The organism is Stenotrophomonas sp. 82F1, from assembly GCF_056861525.1.
Genome location: NZ_JBSPUD010000003.1, coordinates 299,313 through 315,904 on the forward strand (window position 1 = coordinate 299,313; position 16,592 = coordinate 315,904).

Annotated in this window: 12 protein-coding genes; 4 read left to right on the forward strand and 8 right to left on the reverse strand. The window is 67.3% G+C overall.

Annotated features, from left to right (window positions below; translation table 11 throughout):
- Positions 1-69 precede the first annotated feature (69 nt).
- Positions 70-1,824: a hypothetical protein gene (locus tag AC13GI_RS05765; RefSeq protein ID WP_482995768.1), complete on the reverse strand. Its 1,755-nt coding sequence runs from the start codon at positions 1,822-1,824 to the stop codon at positions 70-72.
- Between the two features lie 10 nt (positions 1,825-1,834).
- On the reverse strand, positions 1,835-2,434 hold the full coding sequence (locus AC13GI_RS05770; RefSeq protein WP_049466593.1) for an NfuA family Fe-S biogenesis protein: 600 nt from the start codon (positions 2,432-2,434) through the stop codon (positions 1,835-1,837).
- A 90-nt stretch (positions 2,435-2,524) separates the two neighbouring features.
- Here AC13GI_RS05770 and AC13GI_RS05775 point away from each other — a divergent pair, with 90 nt between their 5' ends.
- From AC13GI_RS05775 to zupT, 3 genes are all read left to right on the forward strand, one after another.
- Entirely contained in the window at positions 2,525-2,875 is a 351-nt protein-coding gene (locus AC13GI_RS05775; RefSeq protein WP_025876725.1) for a 4a-hydroxytetrahydrobiopterin dehydratase, read from the forward strand.
- Entirely contained in the window at positions 2,872-3,288 is a 417-nt protein-coding gene (locus tag AC13GI_RS05780) for an energy transducer TonB (RefSeq protein WP_312787851.1), read from the forward strand. The genes AC13GI_RS05775 and AC13GI_RS05780 overlap by 4 nt, the downstream gene beginning before the upstream one ends.
- A 97-nt stretch (positions 3,289-3,385) precedes the next feature.
- On the forward strand, positions 3,386-4,195 hold the full coding sequence (gene zupT / locus AC13GI_RS05785; protein ID WP_099821162.1) for a zinc transporter ZupT: 810 nt from the start codon (positions 3,386-3,388) through the stop codon (positions 4,193-4,195).
- A gap of 494 nt (positions 4,196-4,689) precedes the next feature.
- Here the strand turns inward: zupT and AC13GI_RS05790 are convergent, their stop codons facing one another.
- Positions 4,690-5,664 carry an RluA family pseudouridine synthase gene (locus tag AC13GI_RS05790; RefSeq protein ID WP_482995769.1) on the reverse strand — a complete coding sequence of 325 codons (975 nt, stop codon included), beginning with the start codon at positions 5,662-5,664 and terminating at the stop codon, positions 4,690-4,692.
- A gap of 406 nt (positions 5,665-6,070) precedes the next feature.
- On the opposite strand from AC13GI_RS05790, the gene AC13GI_RS05795 reads away from it, so the two are divergent.
- The gene (locus tag AC13GI_RS05795) at positions 6,071-9,319 is read left to right on the forward strand and encodes an Rne/Rng family ribonuclease (protein ID WP_482995770.1); all 3,249 of its coding nucleotides are present in this window, start codon (positions 6,071-6,073) and stop codon (positions 9,317-9,319) included.
- Between the two features lie 189 nt (positions 9,320-9,508).
- Here AC13GI_RS05795 and AC13GI_RS05800 read toward each other — a convergent pair whose 3' ends face one another.
- From AC13GI_RS05800 to AC13GI_RS05820, 5 genes are read right to left on the reverse strand one after another with little or no spacing between them, the layout of a single operon-like run.
- Positions 9,509-10,393, reverse strand: coding sequence for an endonuclease/exonuclease/phosphatase family protein (locus AC13GI_RS05800; protein WP_380656323.1), 885 nt, complete (start codon positions 10,391-10,393; stop codon positions 9,509-9,511).
- Between the two features lie 2 nt (positions 10,394-10,395).
- On the reverse strand, positions 10,396-13,563 hold the full coding sequence (locus tag AC13GI_RS05805) for a discoidin domain-containing protein (RefSeq protein ID WP_482995771.1): 3,168 nt from the start codon (positions 13,561-13,563) through the stop codon (positions 10,396-10,398).
- Positions 13,560-14,396 (reverse strand): carbohydrate ABC transporter permease, encoded by an 837-nt coding sequence (locus tag AC13GI_RS05810; RefSeq protein ID WP_099821167.1) that lies wholly within the window; start codon positions 14,394-14,396, stop codon positions 13,560-13,562. The genes AC13GI_RS05805 and AC13GI_RS05810 overlap by 4 nt, the downstream gene beginning before the upstream one ends.
- Positions 14,393-15,274 (reverse strand): carbohydrate ABC transporter permease, encoded by an 882-nt coding sequence (locus AC13GI_RS05815; RefSeq protein ID WP_099821168.1) that lies wholly within the window; start codon positions 15,272-15,274, stop codon positions 14,393-14,395. The genes AC13GI_RS05810 and AC13GI_RS05815 overlap by 4 nt, the downstream gene beginning before the upstream one ends.
- Entirely contained in the window at positions 15,271-16,590 is a 1,320-nt protein-coding gene (locus tag AC13GI_RS05820; protein ID WP_482995810.1) for a sugar ABC transporter substrate-binding protein, read from the reverse strand. The genes AC13GI_RS05815 and AC13GI_RS05820 overlap by 4 nt, the downstream gene beginning before the upstream one ends.
- Positions 16,591-16,592 lie beyond the last annotated feature (2 nt).

Below are 16,592 nucleotides of genomic sequence, written 5' to 3' on the forward strand. Positions count from 1 at the left end.
TCCACGCATGGCGTGGATCTACTGTGCATCCGCGCCGGGTAGATCCACGCCATGCGTGGATGCGGCACCCTACCGGCTGCCGTTATCTTCCTGCAGCTCTTTCTTGAACGGGATATCCGGCGGCGGACGCGCCACCGCCGGCTGGTCCTGCATGTTCGGATCGGTGAGGCCGCAGCCGCCACCGGCCTGCAGGATCGAGATCACGCAGGAAATCTTCGTGCTGGTGCCCGGCAACGGAATCTCCATCGCCTTGACGCCCTTGCGCACCCATTCGGCCAGCAGCGATTCCTGCGGCACCCAGTATTTGTCGAACGAGGTGGGCGTGTAGTCGTACGGCGGCCGCTTCAGCCATTTGCCGGACTCGGCGATGCGTTCCTTGCTCCAGCCGTCGTTGGCTCCACCAGGTGCGCCACGCTCGGCCTTGCCGGCGCCGTCCTGGCCGGCCACGCGCACGCTGCCGTCAGCGTTGAACAGACCTTCCCCCTTGCCGGCGCTGGCCTGCGCGGCGCCCTGATTGGCGCCTTCGCGATTGCGGCTGGAGGCACCCCAGTCGTCACCGCGTGCAGGTGTCGCCCAGTTGCCCGGGGTCGGCGCCGGGCGTGCGCCCGCCTGCGCGGGGGCAGTACTGGTCGCCGCAGGACGCGCCGCGCTGGCGCTGTTCTGGGCTGCGCTGCCTGCGGGTGCCGGCGTAGGCGTGGTCGCACTGCCGGCCGAGGTCGAGGCTGCCGGTAGCGGCGCGGCTGCAACCTCCCGTTCGCGCACCTGCACCTCGCGCCCGGCAGGCGCACGCACGGTGGGTTCGCGCCCTGCGACGGCGGCCATGCGCACCTGCGGATCGGTCATGGCCTGTACTTCGCGTTCGCGCACCTGCACCTCACGCTGCGGCACGCGCACCTGGATGTCGGTGGTGCGCATCGGCTGCGGCGCCACCGGCGCTTCAACCGTGCTGATTTCTCGCTCCTGCACCTGCACGTCACGCACGCGCGGCGCCTGCACCGCCACGTCGGGCGTGCGCACTGGCGTTGGCGTCGGCGCAGCCTGCACCGGCTGCACGCTGCGCTCGCGCACGGTCGGGACGGTATCGCGCGGGACGATGCTGACCTCGGTCCGCGGCGGCGCCATCGGCGGCACCACGAAATCGGTGGTCGCCTGCGCCACTTCGGTGGCCTGCACCGGTGAGGGCGGTGGTGCGGCCACCGGCGCCGGCTCAACCTCGGGCGGCGGCGGCACGCTGGCAGTCGGTGCCGTGGCAGCGGCAGCGGAAGACGGCGCAGGCGACGCCGGTTGCGGGCGAGGTGCAGTTGCGCCCCCCGCTTCCTGGCCTGCGGCTACGGCACCGGCTGCTGCAGCAGCAGCCGCCTCGGCTCCGGCCTGGTCGCCGCCGCCTTCCTGTGCAGCACGGCCGACGAACTCAATCTGTACGCGCTCACCCTCGCTGCCCTGCTCGTCCGGCGAAGACGTGCGGATCACCGCCACCCACAGCAGCAACAGGAAGAACAACAGATGCAGCAGCGCGCTGAGCAGCGCCGAGGTCCAGCGCATCCAACGCTGGTCGCGCGGCGCCGGATCCCAGTCCTGCCAGAACAGGCGGCGCAGGGACGCCCAAAGTCCCAATGCCGGCAATCGTCCCGGAGGCCCGGGCAGCGGCCGCGGCAGCAGCACCGCGATCACTTCGCGCGCGTGCAACGGACGTGGCAGCGGCGTCAGCGCCCGCAGCCAGATCGCCCAGCCGTACGGCAGGCCGGTGTTCTTCTCGAGGATGGGCGGTCGCTGCTGGCGCGCCAGCAGCAGGTCGATGAGTTGCTCGGCTCTGGGCAGAGGCACGCGTTGGCGATCAGGCGGCGTTGCCGCGCGGAATATACGGGGCGTGGCCGCTGTCGTGATCGGTGGCGTCACGCACCGCGGTCACTCCCGGCACACGGCCCATCAGGGTCTTCTCGATGCCTTGCTTGAGGGTGACGTCGGCCATGCCGCAGCCCTGGCAGCCACCACCGAAGCGCAGCAGCACCACGCCGTCGGCCGAGACTTCCTGCACGGCCACCTTGCCGCCATGCGAGGCAAGTTGTGGATTGACTTCGTTTTCCACCACCCAATGCACGCGCTCCACCAGCGAGGCGGCATCGCCGGGCGCTTCGCCCTTGATCCGCGGCGCCTTGATGGTCAGCTGCTGGGTGCCGGCCGTACCGGGCACGATGTCGATCTCGGCGCCGTCGAGCCAGCCAACGCTGGTGGCGTCGACATAGAGAGTGAAGCCATCGCAGTCCACCGCCCACTCGTCACCAAGCAGGTCGGTCGGCTCGGCGAACTCCAGCCGGGCGTCGGCACGCGGGGTTCCGGGATCGACCGCACTCAGGCGTACGCCCATGCCGGGCACGCCCTCGCGTTCGATCAGCTTGCGGAAATGGGTCTGGGCAGTGTCGGAGATCTGGATCATCAGGCTATTCTAGCCAAGTAAGCGTCAGCCGCTCATTCGTTTTATACACCGGCCGGCGCATTGTTCAGTCAACACGAGGTGGAGGAACCCATGGCCGACCTGATTCCGCTGGCACAGGCCCGTTGCGTGCCGCGCAAGGGCAGCGACCACAAGCTGGGCGAGGCCCGCCTGGCCGAACTGCTGCCGCAGGTCCCCGGCTGGGAGCTGGCCGAGGCCGGCCAGGCGCTGGTGCGCACGTTCCGCTTCAAGGATTACTACGCCACCATGGCCTTCGTGAACGCGCTGGCCTGGATCGCCCACGGCGAGGACCATCACCCGGACCTCGGCGTCCACTACGACCGTGCCGTCGTCCGCTACTCCACCCACGACGTGGGCGGCCTGAGCGAGAACGACTTCATCTGCGCAGCGAAGACTTCGGCCCTGACGGAGCAACTGAAATGAACGTGCGATTGCTGAGCCTGTCCCTGCTTGCCGTGACCAGCCTGGCCGGCTGCGGCAGCTCCGAGCCGCCTGCAGCGCCGGCTGCGGCCCCCACCGAAGTGGCGGCGGTGAAGACCCCGCCGCCTCAGTACCCGCTGGAACTGGCCTGTACCGGCGTGGGCGGCACCAGCACCTTCAAGGTGGTGATCGGCACCGACGGCAAACCCAGCGAGGTCACCCTGCTGACCGGCGCGGGCAACCCGCAGCTGGACGATCTGGCCAAGACCGCCGTGCAGGGCTGGCAGTTCAAGGCCGCCACCCGCAATGGCGAGGCGGTGCCGGCCACGATCCAGGTGCCGGTCAGCTTCAACCCGCCGCAGCCCAAGCCGGACCAGTGCTTCGCCATCGAAGAAAGCCTGCGCCGCGGCGGCTGATCGCCTGCCGCTGACGAGGCCAGCCGACGCCCGCCTCGCCTTTGCCGCCCCGGCCCGCGCCGGGGCGATTGCTTGATGACAAGGAACGCGTCGGTACATGCTGCAGATTCCCCCCGAAAACATCTGGATCGCCCTGGCGGTCACCCTCGCTGCTGGCCTTGCCACCGCCATCGGCAGCCTGCTGGTGCTGTTCTCGCGCCGCCCCAACCCGCGCCTGCTTGCGTTCGGCCTGGCCTTTGCCGGCGGCGCGATGGTGTATGTCTCGCTGTCGGAGATCCTCAACAAATCCATCGCCTCGTTCGCGCTGGCCTATGGTGAGCGCACCGGCTTCACCTACGGCACCCTCGCCTTCCTGCTGGGTGTGGTGGTGATCGTGCTGATCGACCACTTCATTCCCAACCCGCATGACAGCCTGGACAAGCAGGACCCGGCCTTCCGCGAGAACAGCCGCGACTACCTGAAACGGGTCGCCCTGCTGACCTCGGTGGCGATCACCGCGCACAACTTCCCGGAGGGGCTGGCGACGTTCTTCGCGACGCTGGAGAGCCCATCGGTGGGCATGCCGCTGGCCTTCGCCATTGCCATCCACAACATTCCCGAGGGCATCGCCATTGCGGTGCCGGTGTACTTCGCCACGCAGAACAAGTTCTACGCCTTCGCCGCCAGCCTGCTGTCAGGCCTGGCCGAGCCGGTCGGCGCCGCGATCGGCTATGTACTGCTGTCCGGCTCGCTGTCCCACGCCACGTTCGGCTGGGTGTTCGGCCTGATTGCCGGTGTGATGGTGTTCCTGGCGCTGGACGAGCTGCTGCCGGCGGCCAAGCGCTACGCCAAGGGGCACGAGACGGTGTACGGCCTGGTGGCGGGCATGGGCACGCTGGCGATCAGCCTGGTGCTGTTCAAGTGGTGAAGGGTGTCCGGCCAACGGGCTGAGCCCCCTCGCGGCTGACGGAGCGAAATTCTGCGGTTGGGCCGGGCGAGGTGGGTTTGCGGGGGACGCCGTAAACCCACCTCGCCCGGCCTCGGACAGGCTACGTGCGTGCCAGCCGCGCAATGAAAGAATGAAAAGCGAAGCCCGCGCTGCGCGCGTGAGTCGAGGCTTGCTCGACTCTACAAAGGCTGCGAGCAGCCATGGGTCTACGCTGCGGCTGTCGTGTCCGCCTTGTAGCGAGCCGAGCACCGCAGGTCCGGCGAGGGCAAAGAGGCGCGGGTGTCTGAGCGCAGCGAGTTCCGCGCCGCCCCTCGGCGGAGCGAGGAGCACAGGGTACCGGCGCGCGGCGCCGGCTCGCGGATGGCGGCGTGTTTCTTTGGTTACTTTCTTTGCACGAGCAAAGAAAGTGACAAGCCCACTCATCGCAGGGGAACGACGGTACCGACCAAGCCCCCGGCGCCGCCGAACTGCCGTCAGCGGAGTCTGTCCAACGCCTCGACCAGCTCATCCGCCAGCGGCGCGCTCAGCACATACGGGCTCTTGCCGTCGTCCAGCGCGAACTCCAACGACGCGGCATGCAGGAACAGGCGCTTCAGCCCGATCTGCTCACGAAGCCGCTTGTTGACTGCCGGATCGCCGTATTTGTCGTCTCCGGCCACCGGATGCCCCAGATGCTGGGCATGCACGCGGATCTGGTGGGTGCGGCCGGTTTCGATGCGCACCTCGCAGTAGGAATGACCGCCCTTGCGCTCCAGCACCCGGAAATGACTGATGGACTCCTTGCCGATCGCGTTGACCTGCACATGGCGCTCGCCACCCTGGCGCAGGCCCACGTGCAACGGCGCATCGACCGTCATCACACCGTCCGGCATGCGCCCGGCAAGCAGGGTCAGATAGCGCTTGCGGATGCCGGCGCCGTGGTCTTCGCGCAGCAGCGCCTGCAGCTCGCTCAGCGCCGAACGCTTCTTGGCCACGATCAGCAGGCCCGAGGTGTCACGGTCCAGCCGGTGGACCAGCTCCAGGGTCTGCCTGGGGCGCAGGGCACGCAGGGTCTCGATGGCGCCGAAGCTGATACCGCTGCCGCCATGACTGGCGACGCCGGTCGGCTTGTTCAGCGCCAGCAGACGGGCGTCTTCGAAGACGATGGCCTGCTCCAGCCGACGCATGAACGCCTCCGGCGGCCCGGCTTTGTCGCCTTCTTCGGTGAGACGAACCGGCGGTATCCGCACTTCGTCGCCGGCCTCCAGCTTGCGCTCGGCCTTGGCGCGGCCGCCATTGACGCGCACCTGGCCGCTGCGGACCAGCTTGTAGACCAGGCTGCGCGGGGCACCCTTGAGCTGGCCGAGCAGGAAATTGTCCAGGCGCTGGCCGGCGCGGTCGGCCGGAACGGTGATCATGCGCACGGAAGGCTTGTCGCCGGCCGGCTTGGTGGGGTCTTGTGCAGTCATCAGCCTGTTTATTCTGTTACACTCGGGGGGCGAGATAAGGGATTGATTTCGTTGGAAGTTACTCAGGGCCAGAAGCCCAGCTTCCGACGAATCCGGCACAGTGCGCGACCACCGCCCGCGGGGCGGCCATGTTAGCGGCTCACCGGCGTTCCCGGCCATCGCCGATTGCCTGACACGCAGTCGCGCTGAACATGTCCCGTGCGGCGCTCCAGCCTGGCTGACAGCTGCCTCCGGCCCTGCAACACCCAAAACCAGAAAATTGAAGCGCTCCCGCGGCCTGCCGTGGTGTCGTAGCGCTGGAAACCCAAGCCGCCCTCCCCGCGCTTGCGCGAATGGGCGGCGAGCCGTGTCCAGAGGCGAAACTCCATGGCGTTCCGCGCGGTAGCCGCTTGCGAGGAACGCAACAATGAAGCGAATGCTGATCAACGCCACACAGGCTGAAGAGCTGCGTGTTGCCATCGTGGATGGCCAGTCGTTGTATGACATCGACATCGAGCAGCCGTCCAAGGAACAGAAGAAGTCCAACATCTACAAGGGCCGGATCTTCCGCATCGAGCCCTCGCTGGAAGCGGCCTTCGTTGAATACGGTGGCGGCCGCCATGGCTTCCTGCCGCTGAAGGAAATCTCCCGCGATTACTTCCAGGCCGGTGTCGACCACAACAAGGCCGGCATCCGCGAGCTGCTGCGGGAAGGCCAGGAAATCGTCGTCCAGGTCGACAAGGAAGAACGTGGCAACAAGGGCGCTGCCCTGACCACGTTCATCTCCTTGGCCGGCCGCTACATGGTGCTGATGCCGAATTCGCCCAGCGCCGGCGGTGTTTCCCGTCGCATCGAGGGTGAAGACCGGGCTGCCCTGAAGGACGCCCTGGACAAGCTGAACATTCCCGACGAAATGGGCGTCATCATCCGTACCGCCGGCGTCGGCCGCGATGCGGAAGAGCTGCAGTGGGACCTGGATTACCTGCTGAACGTCTGGCGCGCCATCGCCGAAGCCGCCCTGAGCAAGCCGGCCCCGTTCCTGATCTACCAGGAATCGCGCCTGATCGTCCGCGCCCTGCGTGACTATCTGCGCGCCGACATCGGCGAGATCCTGGTGGACACCGAGGAGATGTACGAGCACGCCAAGGAGTTCATGCAGCAGGTGATGCCGCAGACCCTGCGCAAGCTCAAGCATTACAAGGACGACATCCCGCTGTTCAACCGCTTCCAGATCGAATCGCAGATCGAAGGTGCCTACGAGCGCAACGTGCGCCTGCCGTCGGGCGGCTCGATCGTGGTCGACCAGACCGAAGCGCTGACGGCCGTCGACGTCAACTCCTCGCGCGCCACCAAGGGCAGCGACATCGAGGACACCGCGTTCCAGACCAACCTGGAAGCGGCCGAGGAAGTGGCCCGCCAGCTGCGCCTGCGCGATCTCGGCGGCCTGGTGGTGATCGACTTCATCGACATGGCCTCCAACAAGCACCAGCGCGAGGTCGAGAACCGCCTGGCGAACGCGCTGAAGTACGACCGTGCACGCGTGCAGGTCGGCCGCATCTCGCGCTTCGGCCTGCTGGAAATGAGCCGCCAGCGCCTGCGCCCGAGCCTGGGCGAGTCCAGCCAGATCGTCTGCCCGCGTTGCGACGGCCATGGCCGCATGCGCAGCGTCGAGTCGCTGTCGCTGTCGATCATCCGCGTCGCTGAAGAGCATGCGATGAAGGAGAACACCGGGCAGGTGCTGGTACAGGCCCCGGTGGAGATCGCCAATTACCTGCTGAACGAGAAGCGCGGCGCGCTGGGCGAAATCGAGAAGCGCCACGAGGCGCCGATCGTGATCGTCGCCGACGAGCAGCTGCACACCCCGCATTACACGGTCACCCGCCTGCGCGACAACGAACTGGGTGAGGAAAGCGGCAAGCCGAGCTACCAGCGTGGCACCCCGCGCAAGCTGCCGGTGCACGCGCTGACCAAGGGCCAGCTGAACATCCCGCCGCCGATGGTGACCCAGGTCAAGCACAACTCGCCCGCCCCGGTGCGCGAGGAAGTGGAGCCGGTCGCTGCCCCGGCACCGGCACCGGTGGCCGCAGCGGCCCCGGCTGCTGCCGCCAGCGGTGGCGTGGTGGGTTGGCTGAAGCGCATCTTTGGCGGCGAGCCCGCTCCTGCCCCGGCCCCGGCTCCGGCCGCGCGCCAGCCGCAGGATGGCGGCCGCCGTGACCGCAACAAGGATCGCAACAAGGACCGCAAGGACCGCCGCGAAGACAGCCGCGGCAACGGCGGCAATGGCAATGCGCAGCAGCAGAAGGACGGCGGCAACCGCAAGGACCGCGGTGAGCAGCGCAAGGATGGCCGCCAGGGCGGCAACGGCGGCAACCCCGCCAATGGCAATGGCAATGGCAATGGCCAGCAGCAGCCGCAGCAGCAGGGCAAGCAGAAGGATGCCCAGCCGCAGCAGCAGAACAAGCCGCGCAACGAACAGGGCCAGGGCCAGCAGCAGCCGAAGCTGAAGCAGCCGAAGCAGCCGCGTCCGCAGGACGCTGACAAGCCGGCCGAGAAGCCGCAGCGTGCCGCTGCCGAAGCCCCGGCTGATGTGGTGACCGCAGCTGCTGCCGTGGCCACCACGACTGCAGTTGCCGCCACGGCCGTCGCGCAGGAAGAGAAGGCACTGGCACCCGCCGTTGCCACTGAAAACGTGGTCGGCACTGTCGCGGCCGTGGATACCGTCGCGTCGACCGATGCCGAGGTCGTGGTTGTGACCGGGGCTGTCGAAGACGCAACGACCGATGCAGCAGGCGATCAGACCGGCGAAGGCGCAACCCGCCGTCGTCGCGGCCGTCGCGGTGGTCGTCGTCGTCGTCGTGGTGGTGCCGAGAACGCCGCAGGCGGTGACGCGCTGGGTGATGACCTGGACGACGGCGATGATGCCGAGGGCGACGACAACGACGGCGATTCCGCCGAGCAGGCTGCACAGGCTTCGGTGAACACCCCGGTTGCCGCCGTGCAGCCGTTGCGTTCGCAGCCGGAATTCGATTTCGATGACGAAGTCGAGCCGGCCGCCGCTGATGCCGGCAAGCCGGCACGTGCACCGGTTGCGGTAGCCGCCGCGGTTGCCCCGGTCGCTGCCGTGAGCAGCGCCGTGGTCGAAGCAGCCGCTCCGGTCGCCGCCGCGGTGCAGACCCCGGCTCCGCTGGAAGCCGTCGCCAAGGTCGAACCGACCCCGTCGCCGGTGCAGACCAGCATGCTGGATGCCATCGATGCAGCGACGCCGGTACAGCCGGCGCCCGAAGCAGCGGCGGTGAGCGAGGTGAAGCCGCCGGTGGTCGAGGCTGCCGCTGCGATCGAAGCAGCTCCGGTCGCTGAACCGACTGCGGTGATCGAAGCCGCACCGGTGGCGGAGCCGAAGCCGGTGGTGGCTGACGTTGCGCCGGTGGTTGAAGCCGCTCCGGTGGTCGAACCGAAGGCCGAGGTTGAAGTCGCCCCGGTCGTCGAGCAGCCGGCAACCCCGGTGGCTGTCGAAGCCGCACCGGTGGAAACCGCTGCACCGGTCGCCGATCCGGTCGTGCCGGCGGCGGTCGACCCGATCGCTGATGGCCACGCCGACGCTGCCGCACAGGCCGCCGACGCGCAGGCCTCGGAAGAAGACGAGGACGCTGGCAAGCGCACGCCGCCTGCCGCCTGATCCATCGTTGATCGGCAACAACGAAACGGCGGGGATCGATGATCCCCGCCGTTTTTTGTGTCTGGCGGCCACCGTCCCCTGCCATCAAGAGGGCACGCCCTGGTAGAGGCCAACCTTGGTTGGCGCCATGGGTTTCATGCATGCGGGAACGCCTGTGCCAACCAAGGTTGGCCTTTACCGAGGCGTGCGTCAGTGTGCTGGCGCGAACTGCAGCCGGGTCCACACCCCGTAGTGATCCGAGGCCCAACGGCCGCCGTCATCCGGCTGGTCGAACAGGATCTTTGCTTCGCGCGCGACCATCTGGTCCTGCTGGAAGAAGATGTGGTCGATGCGCGACGGTGCCTGGTAGTAGTGTCGGTTGAGCGTACTGACACCGGCCAGGTCGGTGTTGACGTGCACGCTGCCGTAGCTGTCGCCGTAGTGGCTGCGCAGCTCGCTCAGATCGCCGGCATCGACCAGTGCATTGAAGTCGCCGGCAATCACCACCGGCGCACCCGCAGCGCTGCCGGCGATGAAACGCAGCAGGTCCTCGACCTGGCTGCGGCGGATGCGCTGGCCGGCGTCGTCACTGCGCTCGTTGAGATGGGTGGCATAGACATTGACCGGCTGGCCGTCCACGTCGATGCGCAGATGGGCCACGGTGCGGTAGTCATCCAGCGGCAGCAGCAGGTGCTCGCCACGGGCCAGGATCGGGCGCCGGGTCAGCAGCGCATTGCCGTAGCGCTTGGGCGCTCCCACCGGATCGGTGGACACGAATACGTAGCGGTAACCGAGCTGGCTGGCCAGCCACTGCGCCTGGTTTCGCACGTTGCGCTTCTGGATCACTTCCTGCAGCGCGATGGCATCGGGCTGCAGGCGCTTGAGCTCAGCCACGATCGTGCGGCGACGGCTGGGCCAGTCCTCGCGGTCGTGGTGCAGGTTGAACGTCACCATGCTCATTCCGGGCTCGCCGACCGCTGTGGCCGCATCGGCGGTGCTGGCCGGCACGGCGGCTGCCGCCAATCCGGGCAAGGCCAGCGCGATCGCCAGCCCCAGCGCGCAGAAACCGCGACCGATTCCGAGCGGACCTCGCATGCTTACTTTTCCTTGCGTTCGGCGCGGCGCACCGCGCTCGGCACATCGATCTCGACCCGTGCCGGCAACTGGTGCACGTGCAGTTCGTTGTTGATCCATTCCACCGTCTCGCCATTGACCGTCGCCTGGCCGGGTTCGCCTGCATACGGCCATGGCAGCACCACGCCGCCGGCCGGTGGCACCAGGCCCGGCTGCACTTCCAGCACCAGCTGCTTGTCGCTGCGCTGCAGGCGATAGTTGAGCTGCCCCTGCGGCGTGCGCAGGCCCTGCACGGCGATGCCCTCGCCCTGCAGCCATGCCACCGGGATACCGGCAGCGAGCACCAGCGCCTCATCCGCATCGCGGTTGTAGGCAAACATGTCCAGCGCCGAACGGACGAAGTCCGATGCCACCCAGGCATGCGGCAGATCACCCACGAAGAACGGCTTGCGCGGCGTACGCGAGACCACCTCGGCCCACTGGTTCCAGGCCTGCGGCGCGCGATCCTTGAAGAAGAACTCGGTGGCCTGCCAGGCACGATCACGCCAGCCCAGGCGCACGAACGCGGCGACGTTGCGCCATTCGTACGGCGTGTAGTCCTTCCATTCGCGCTTGCCATCGCGGCGCGCGACGAATTCGTTCCAGTAGCGCTGGAAGGTTGCGTCCAGCGCCTCCTGCGGCAACCGCCCCTGCTCGCCGCCCGGTGCCAACGCGATCGTGGTGGAGGTGGCGTCGAAGTCACCCAGCTCGGCCGAACCCGGCAGGTAGTCGATGCGATGCTGCTGCATGGCCGCCAGCAGCGAGGCCTGCAGGTCATCACGGAACTGATCGCGCGATTCGCTGATCTGCATCGCCTCGACCTTGCCCAGCTGCGCCGCCAGCTGCGCGGCATCCTTGTAGCCACGCAGCGCCCAGAAGTTGTCCCAGTACGAATGCATCGGCTTGGCCGAATAGCCCTCGTGGCTGATCGAGGCCGGCATCATCCCGTAGAAGGCAGGATTGCGCGCACGGTTCTCCTCGGTGCGCTCGCTGCCGCGCAGTTGTTCCATGTAGCTGTAGGCGCCCAGCACATGTGGCCACATCTGCTCGAGGAAGGCGCTGTCGCCGGTGTAACGGCCGTATTCGGCGATGTTGTAGATCAACTCGCCGTGGCTGTCGTTCTCCGGCACCGGATCGCTGCCACGCGCATCGACGCAGCACGGCACCTTGCCATTCTCAAACTGATAGGGCGCATACCAGGTCACGTAGTCGCGCACGGCATCGCTGCGGCCCATCCGCAGCAGGCCTTCGGAGATCATCGCGCCATCGCGGATCCAGCTGCGCGCGTACGAGCGCGTACCCGGCTGCAGGCGCGGGCCGACCCGCGAGATCAGCATGTGCGCCACCGCGGTGCGCAGGGTTTCCACCAGCGGTTGGCCGGCAGCCGGCACCTGCAGGGTCACAGCACCCAGCTTGTCGCGCCACATTGCCGCAACCTGCTGCTGTGCCTTGGCCACGTCCAGCGCCTGCGGCGCCCAGCTGCCGGTCTGCGGCAGCACGATCGCCACCTCGCGGCTCTGCCCGGGTTCGAGCTTGATCGTGTACAGCAGCGCGCCGGACGCCATGCCGGTCGGATCCTTCACGGCGGTGGTGGCGGGCAGCTTGCCGCTGGCCAGGTGCATCGCATCCAGCTTGCCGTCGAAACTGCTGGCAAAGCGCGCATCCGGCACCTGCAGGGGATACAGCCGCGGTTCGCCATTGATGCGCACCAGCTGCTCGCCCACGTCCAAGCTGTCGATGCGGCTGAAGCCGCCCACCGTGTTGAGGAACTGGGTGGGCGGATTGACCTGCCACGGGCGGATCGCCAGTGCCAGGGTGTATTCGTGCGCGACCTTGTCCGGGTTGCTCAAGCGGTAGCGCCCGATCAGCTGCGCGCGTTCGGGCGTGCCCTGCACGAAGCTGGTCACCGACAGGCCGGCCTTCTCATGCACCCAGTCGACCGTGGCGATCGGCAGGTAGCGATCCTGCAGCGACTGGGTGATGGCAACGTCGGCCCAATCCAGCAGCTTGCCGTCGAGGCGGATGAACGGCTCGATGCTGAAGCTGCCCTTGGCCGGCTCCAGTGCGCCGTCCTCACTGATCAACGCCTGTTCCTGGCCACCGTCCAGGCCCAACAGGGTCCAGTACGGCTGCTCGCCGACGTAGGCGCGCGGCAATGTGCCACGCGGCAGGTCGGCCGCCACCGAGGACAGGAAGGCATTGGGGGTCGCGGCGAACGCCAGCGGCTTCAGGGTGATGTCACGGATGCCGTAGCGCCAGTTCGGTCCGCCCTGCAGATCGAAACGGACGTAGCGCGCATCGGTGTCGGGCAGTGCCAGCCAGTCGCGGCCTCCGGCACCGGCGGTCACTTCGCGCACGGTACGCCAGTCACGACCGTCCTCGGAGGTACGCACGGTATAGCGGTTCGCTTCCAGGTCCGGCAGCCAGTCGATCACCGCACCGCCGATCTCGCGGCTCTTGTGCAGGTCCAGGCTGATGGTCTGCTGCTTGACCCCGCCACTGATCCAGAAAGTATCGGACTTGCCGTCGATCATCCGGTCCTGCAGCGCGGTTGCGGTATCGGCGATCACCGAGGGCCGCAGCGCCGAATCATCCTGCGCGGGCAGGCCCTGCAGGGTCAGCTTGTCGAAGCACACCGTGCCACGCCCGCCGACCTTGCTGTAGATCGTGAATTCCATCGACGCGCTGCGCGCCATGTCCTTCTCTGGCGATGGCCCCCAGGCCTTGTCGATCTGCCGCCGGCGGTACTCCACCGGCGTCCACGCCTTCGGGAAAGCGTAGCCGGGGCGGTTGACCCACCACACGTTGTCGCCGCTGGCGTCGATCAGCTTGAACTGCAGGTCGTTGGCCGGCGAATCACCGCGCAGCTGGAAACCGAAACGGTAGTTGGCCGGGTACTCGATGTTCAGCGGGCGACGGATGCCGACGTAGCCGGAGACCTCATGGAAGTCGTAATCCAGGCACAGCGCGCGGCCACCGCCGGCGCCACTGACCGGCCGCAGCGAGCCGCTGACCTGGTCGGACAACACCAGCTTCCATGCGCCGATGTCGTCGAAATCATCCAGCACCTTCGGCGCGGGCAGCGCCGGTGGTGCGGCGATCGCCAGGGAAGACCACAACAGGCCCAGTCCAACGGCGATCGCACGCTTCATCCCTTCACGCTCCCCAGCAACAATCCTTGGATGTAGTACCGCTGCAGCACCAGGAACAGCGCCAGCACCGGGACCACGGTGACCACCGCGCCGGCCATCATCATTTCCACGTCCATGATGTGTTCGCGCGAGAGGGTGGCCAGCGCCACCGGCAAAGTGTAGTGCTCCTGGTCGGTCAACACGATCAGCGGCCACATGAAATCGTTCCAGGCGCCCATGAAGGTGAAGATCGCCAGCGTCACCAGCACCGGCTTCAACATCGGCAGCACGATCTGGAAGAAGATCCGCAGCTCCCCTGCCCCGTCGATGCGTGCGGCTTCCAGCAGCTCATCGGGAATCGAGCGGGCGTACTGGCGCACCAGGAAGATGCCGAACACGCTGGCCAGCGCCGGCACGATCACGCCGCCGAAGCTGTTGACCAGGCCCAGCTGCTTCATCAGCAGGAACAGCGGCAGCATCGCCACCTGCGCCGGGATCACCAGCGCCGCCATCAGCACCTGGAACAGGCGCTCACGGCCGGCGAAGTTGAGCTTGGCGAAGGCGTAGCCGGCCATCGTGTTGAGCAGCAGCGAACCGAGGGTGATCGCCAGCGACACCAGCAGGCTGTTGGCGAAGTTGCCGCCCATGCCGGTACGCGCGAACAGCTCCGTGTAGTTGTGCGTGGTGATGCTGGACGGCAGCAGCGGCGGCGGGAAATGCGTGGCCTCGCCCTGCGGCATGAAGGAGACCGACAGCATCCACAGCAACGGTGCCAGGCTGACCAGGGCCAGCACCAGCAGCGCGCCGTTGATCATCCACGGGTGCCAGCGTGACTGGCCGATTTCACGACTCATACCAACTGCCTCTTGCGGCCAAAGCGCAGCATCACGGTGGTCACCGCCAGGATGATCAGGAACAGCAGGAACGCCACAGCCGAGGCGCGTCCCAGGTTCCACCACTTGAAGCCTTCCTCGAACATGAAATACAGCACGCTGACGGTGCTCTGCAGTGGATCGCCGCGGGTCATCACGTAAGGTTCTGCAAACAGCTGGAAGTAACCGGACACGGTGATCACCCCGACCACCAGCAGTACCGGGCCGAGCATCGGCAGGGTGATGTGCAGGAACTGCTTCCAGCGCGAGGCGCCGTCGATGCGCGCGGCCTCGTACAGGTCATGCGGGATCGCCTGCAGGCCGGCCAGGAAGATCACCATGTTGTAGCCGAAGTTCTTCCAGACCGCGAACAGCATGATGGTCGGCATCGCCCAGTTGGGATCGCCCAGCCAGTCGATCGGACTGACGCCCAGGTGGCCGAGGCCGTAATTCACCAGGCCGTAGCTGGTGTGGAACAGGTAGCGCCAGATCACCGCCACTGCCACCAGCGTGGTCACCACCGGCGCGAACAGCGCGGTGCGGAACAGCGCCTTGAAGCGCGCCGCCGGGGCATTGAGCAGCATCGCCGCGCCCAGCGACACACCGATCGACAGCGGCACGCCGATCACCACGAAATACGTGGTGTTCCACAGCGACTTCCAGAACATCGGCGTCTGCAGCAGGTCGATGTAGTTGCCGAGGCCCACGAAGCGCAGGTTGCTGCTGTCGGCCAGCGCGTACAGGTCGAAGTCGGTCACGCTCAGCGCCAGCGCCGAGGCCACCGGCAGGCCGAAGAACACACCAAGCACGATCAGCGAGGGGCCGGCGAAGATCCAGCCAGCAAGGGAAGAACGTTTCATTGCGGGCTCCCGGCCGCGACTGCACTGGTCGAACCCGAGGGGGGTGCGCTGCGCTGCAGGCGTTGTTGTTCATGCATCCAGCGACGCTTGGCCAGCACCTTGTCCACGCGCTGATCCAGTTCGGCCACGGCCTTGTCCTGCGGCAGGCCACCGCGCACCACCTGTTCGGTGACGATGCGCATTTCCTGCACGATACGCTCCCATTCGAGCACCTTCGGGGTCGGCTTGACCCGCTCCAGCTGATCGCGGAACGCGGCGGCAAGCGGATCGTTGGCCAGCGACGGCGCGTTCCACGTGCTGCGGCGCGGCGGCAGGTCGCCGATGATCGCGTGGAAGCGCGCCTGGATTGCCGGCCGCGACAGGAACTCGATCAGCTTCCAGGAGGCTTCCTTCTGCTGCGACTTGCGGAAGATCACCAGGCTGGTGCCACCGGCGATGCCCGCGCCCGGACCCTCAGGGCCAGGCAATGCGGCGGTGCCCCACTTTCCTTCCAGTTCCTTCGGCTGCAGCTTCTTGAACTCGCGGATGTTCCAGGGGCCGGAGATGTAGAACACGTTGAAGCCGCGGAAGAATTCATCCCAGACGTTGGAGATCTGCGTCTCGGACATCTTCGGCGCCCAGCCCTGCTCGAACATGTTGGCGTAGAAACCGAGCGTGCGACGGAAGCCAGGGCTGGAGAAATTGCCACGGGTGTCGTCATCACGCAGCAGCGGGTCCGGCTGCTGCAGCGCCAGCGACAGCTGCTGCTCGAACTCGTTGATCGGCATCAGCACCGCATAGCGGTTCGGGCCCTGCATGCGCTTGATCGCGGCCATCTGCTCGTTCCATTCCGCCCAGGTGCGCGGCGGGTGGTCGAAGCCGGCCTTGGCCAACAGGTCCTTGCGGTAGTAGATCAGGCGGGTATCGACGTACCACGGCACGCCGACCAGCTCGTCGTGGATCACGTTGGTATCCCAGATGCCCTGGAAATAGTCCTTCGGATCGACCACGGTCGAGCGCCGCACGAACGGCTGCAGCGGCGTCAGCGCGTTGAGTTCGGCGAATTCGGGCACCCAGGTGTTGCCGAGCTGGCACACGTCGGGCAGGCCATCGGCAGCGAACGCGGTCAGCAGCTTTTCGTGCGCGGCCGTCCACGGGATGTTCTGCACATCGACCTTGATGCCGGGGTTCTCCGCTTCGAATTCGTGGATCAGCTCGCTGACCACTTCGGCCTCGCGCCCCATCGCCCAGAAGCGCACGGTGGTGGTGCCCTGCTCCTGGCGGGCACAGCCGGCGATGACCAGCGCGGCCAGTGCAGGCAATGCCCAGCGTCGCAGGC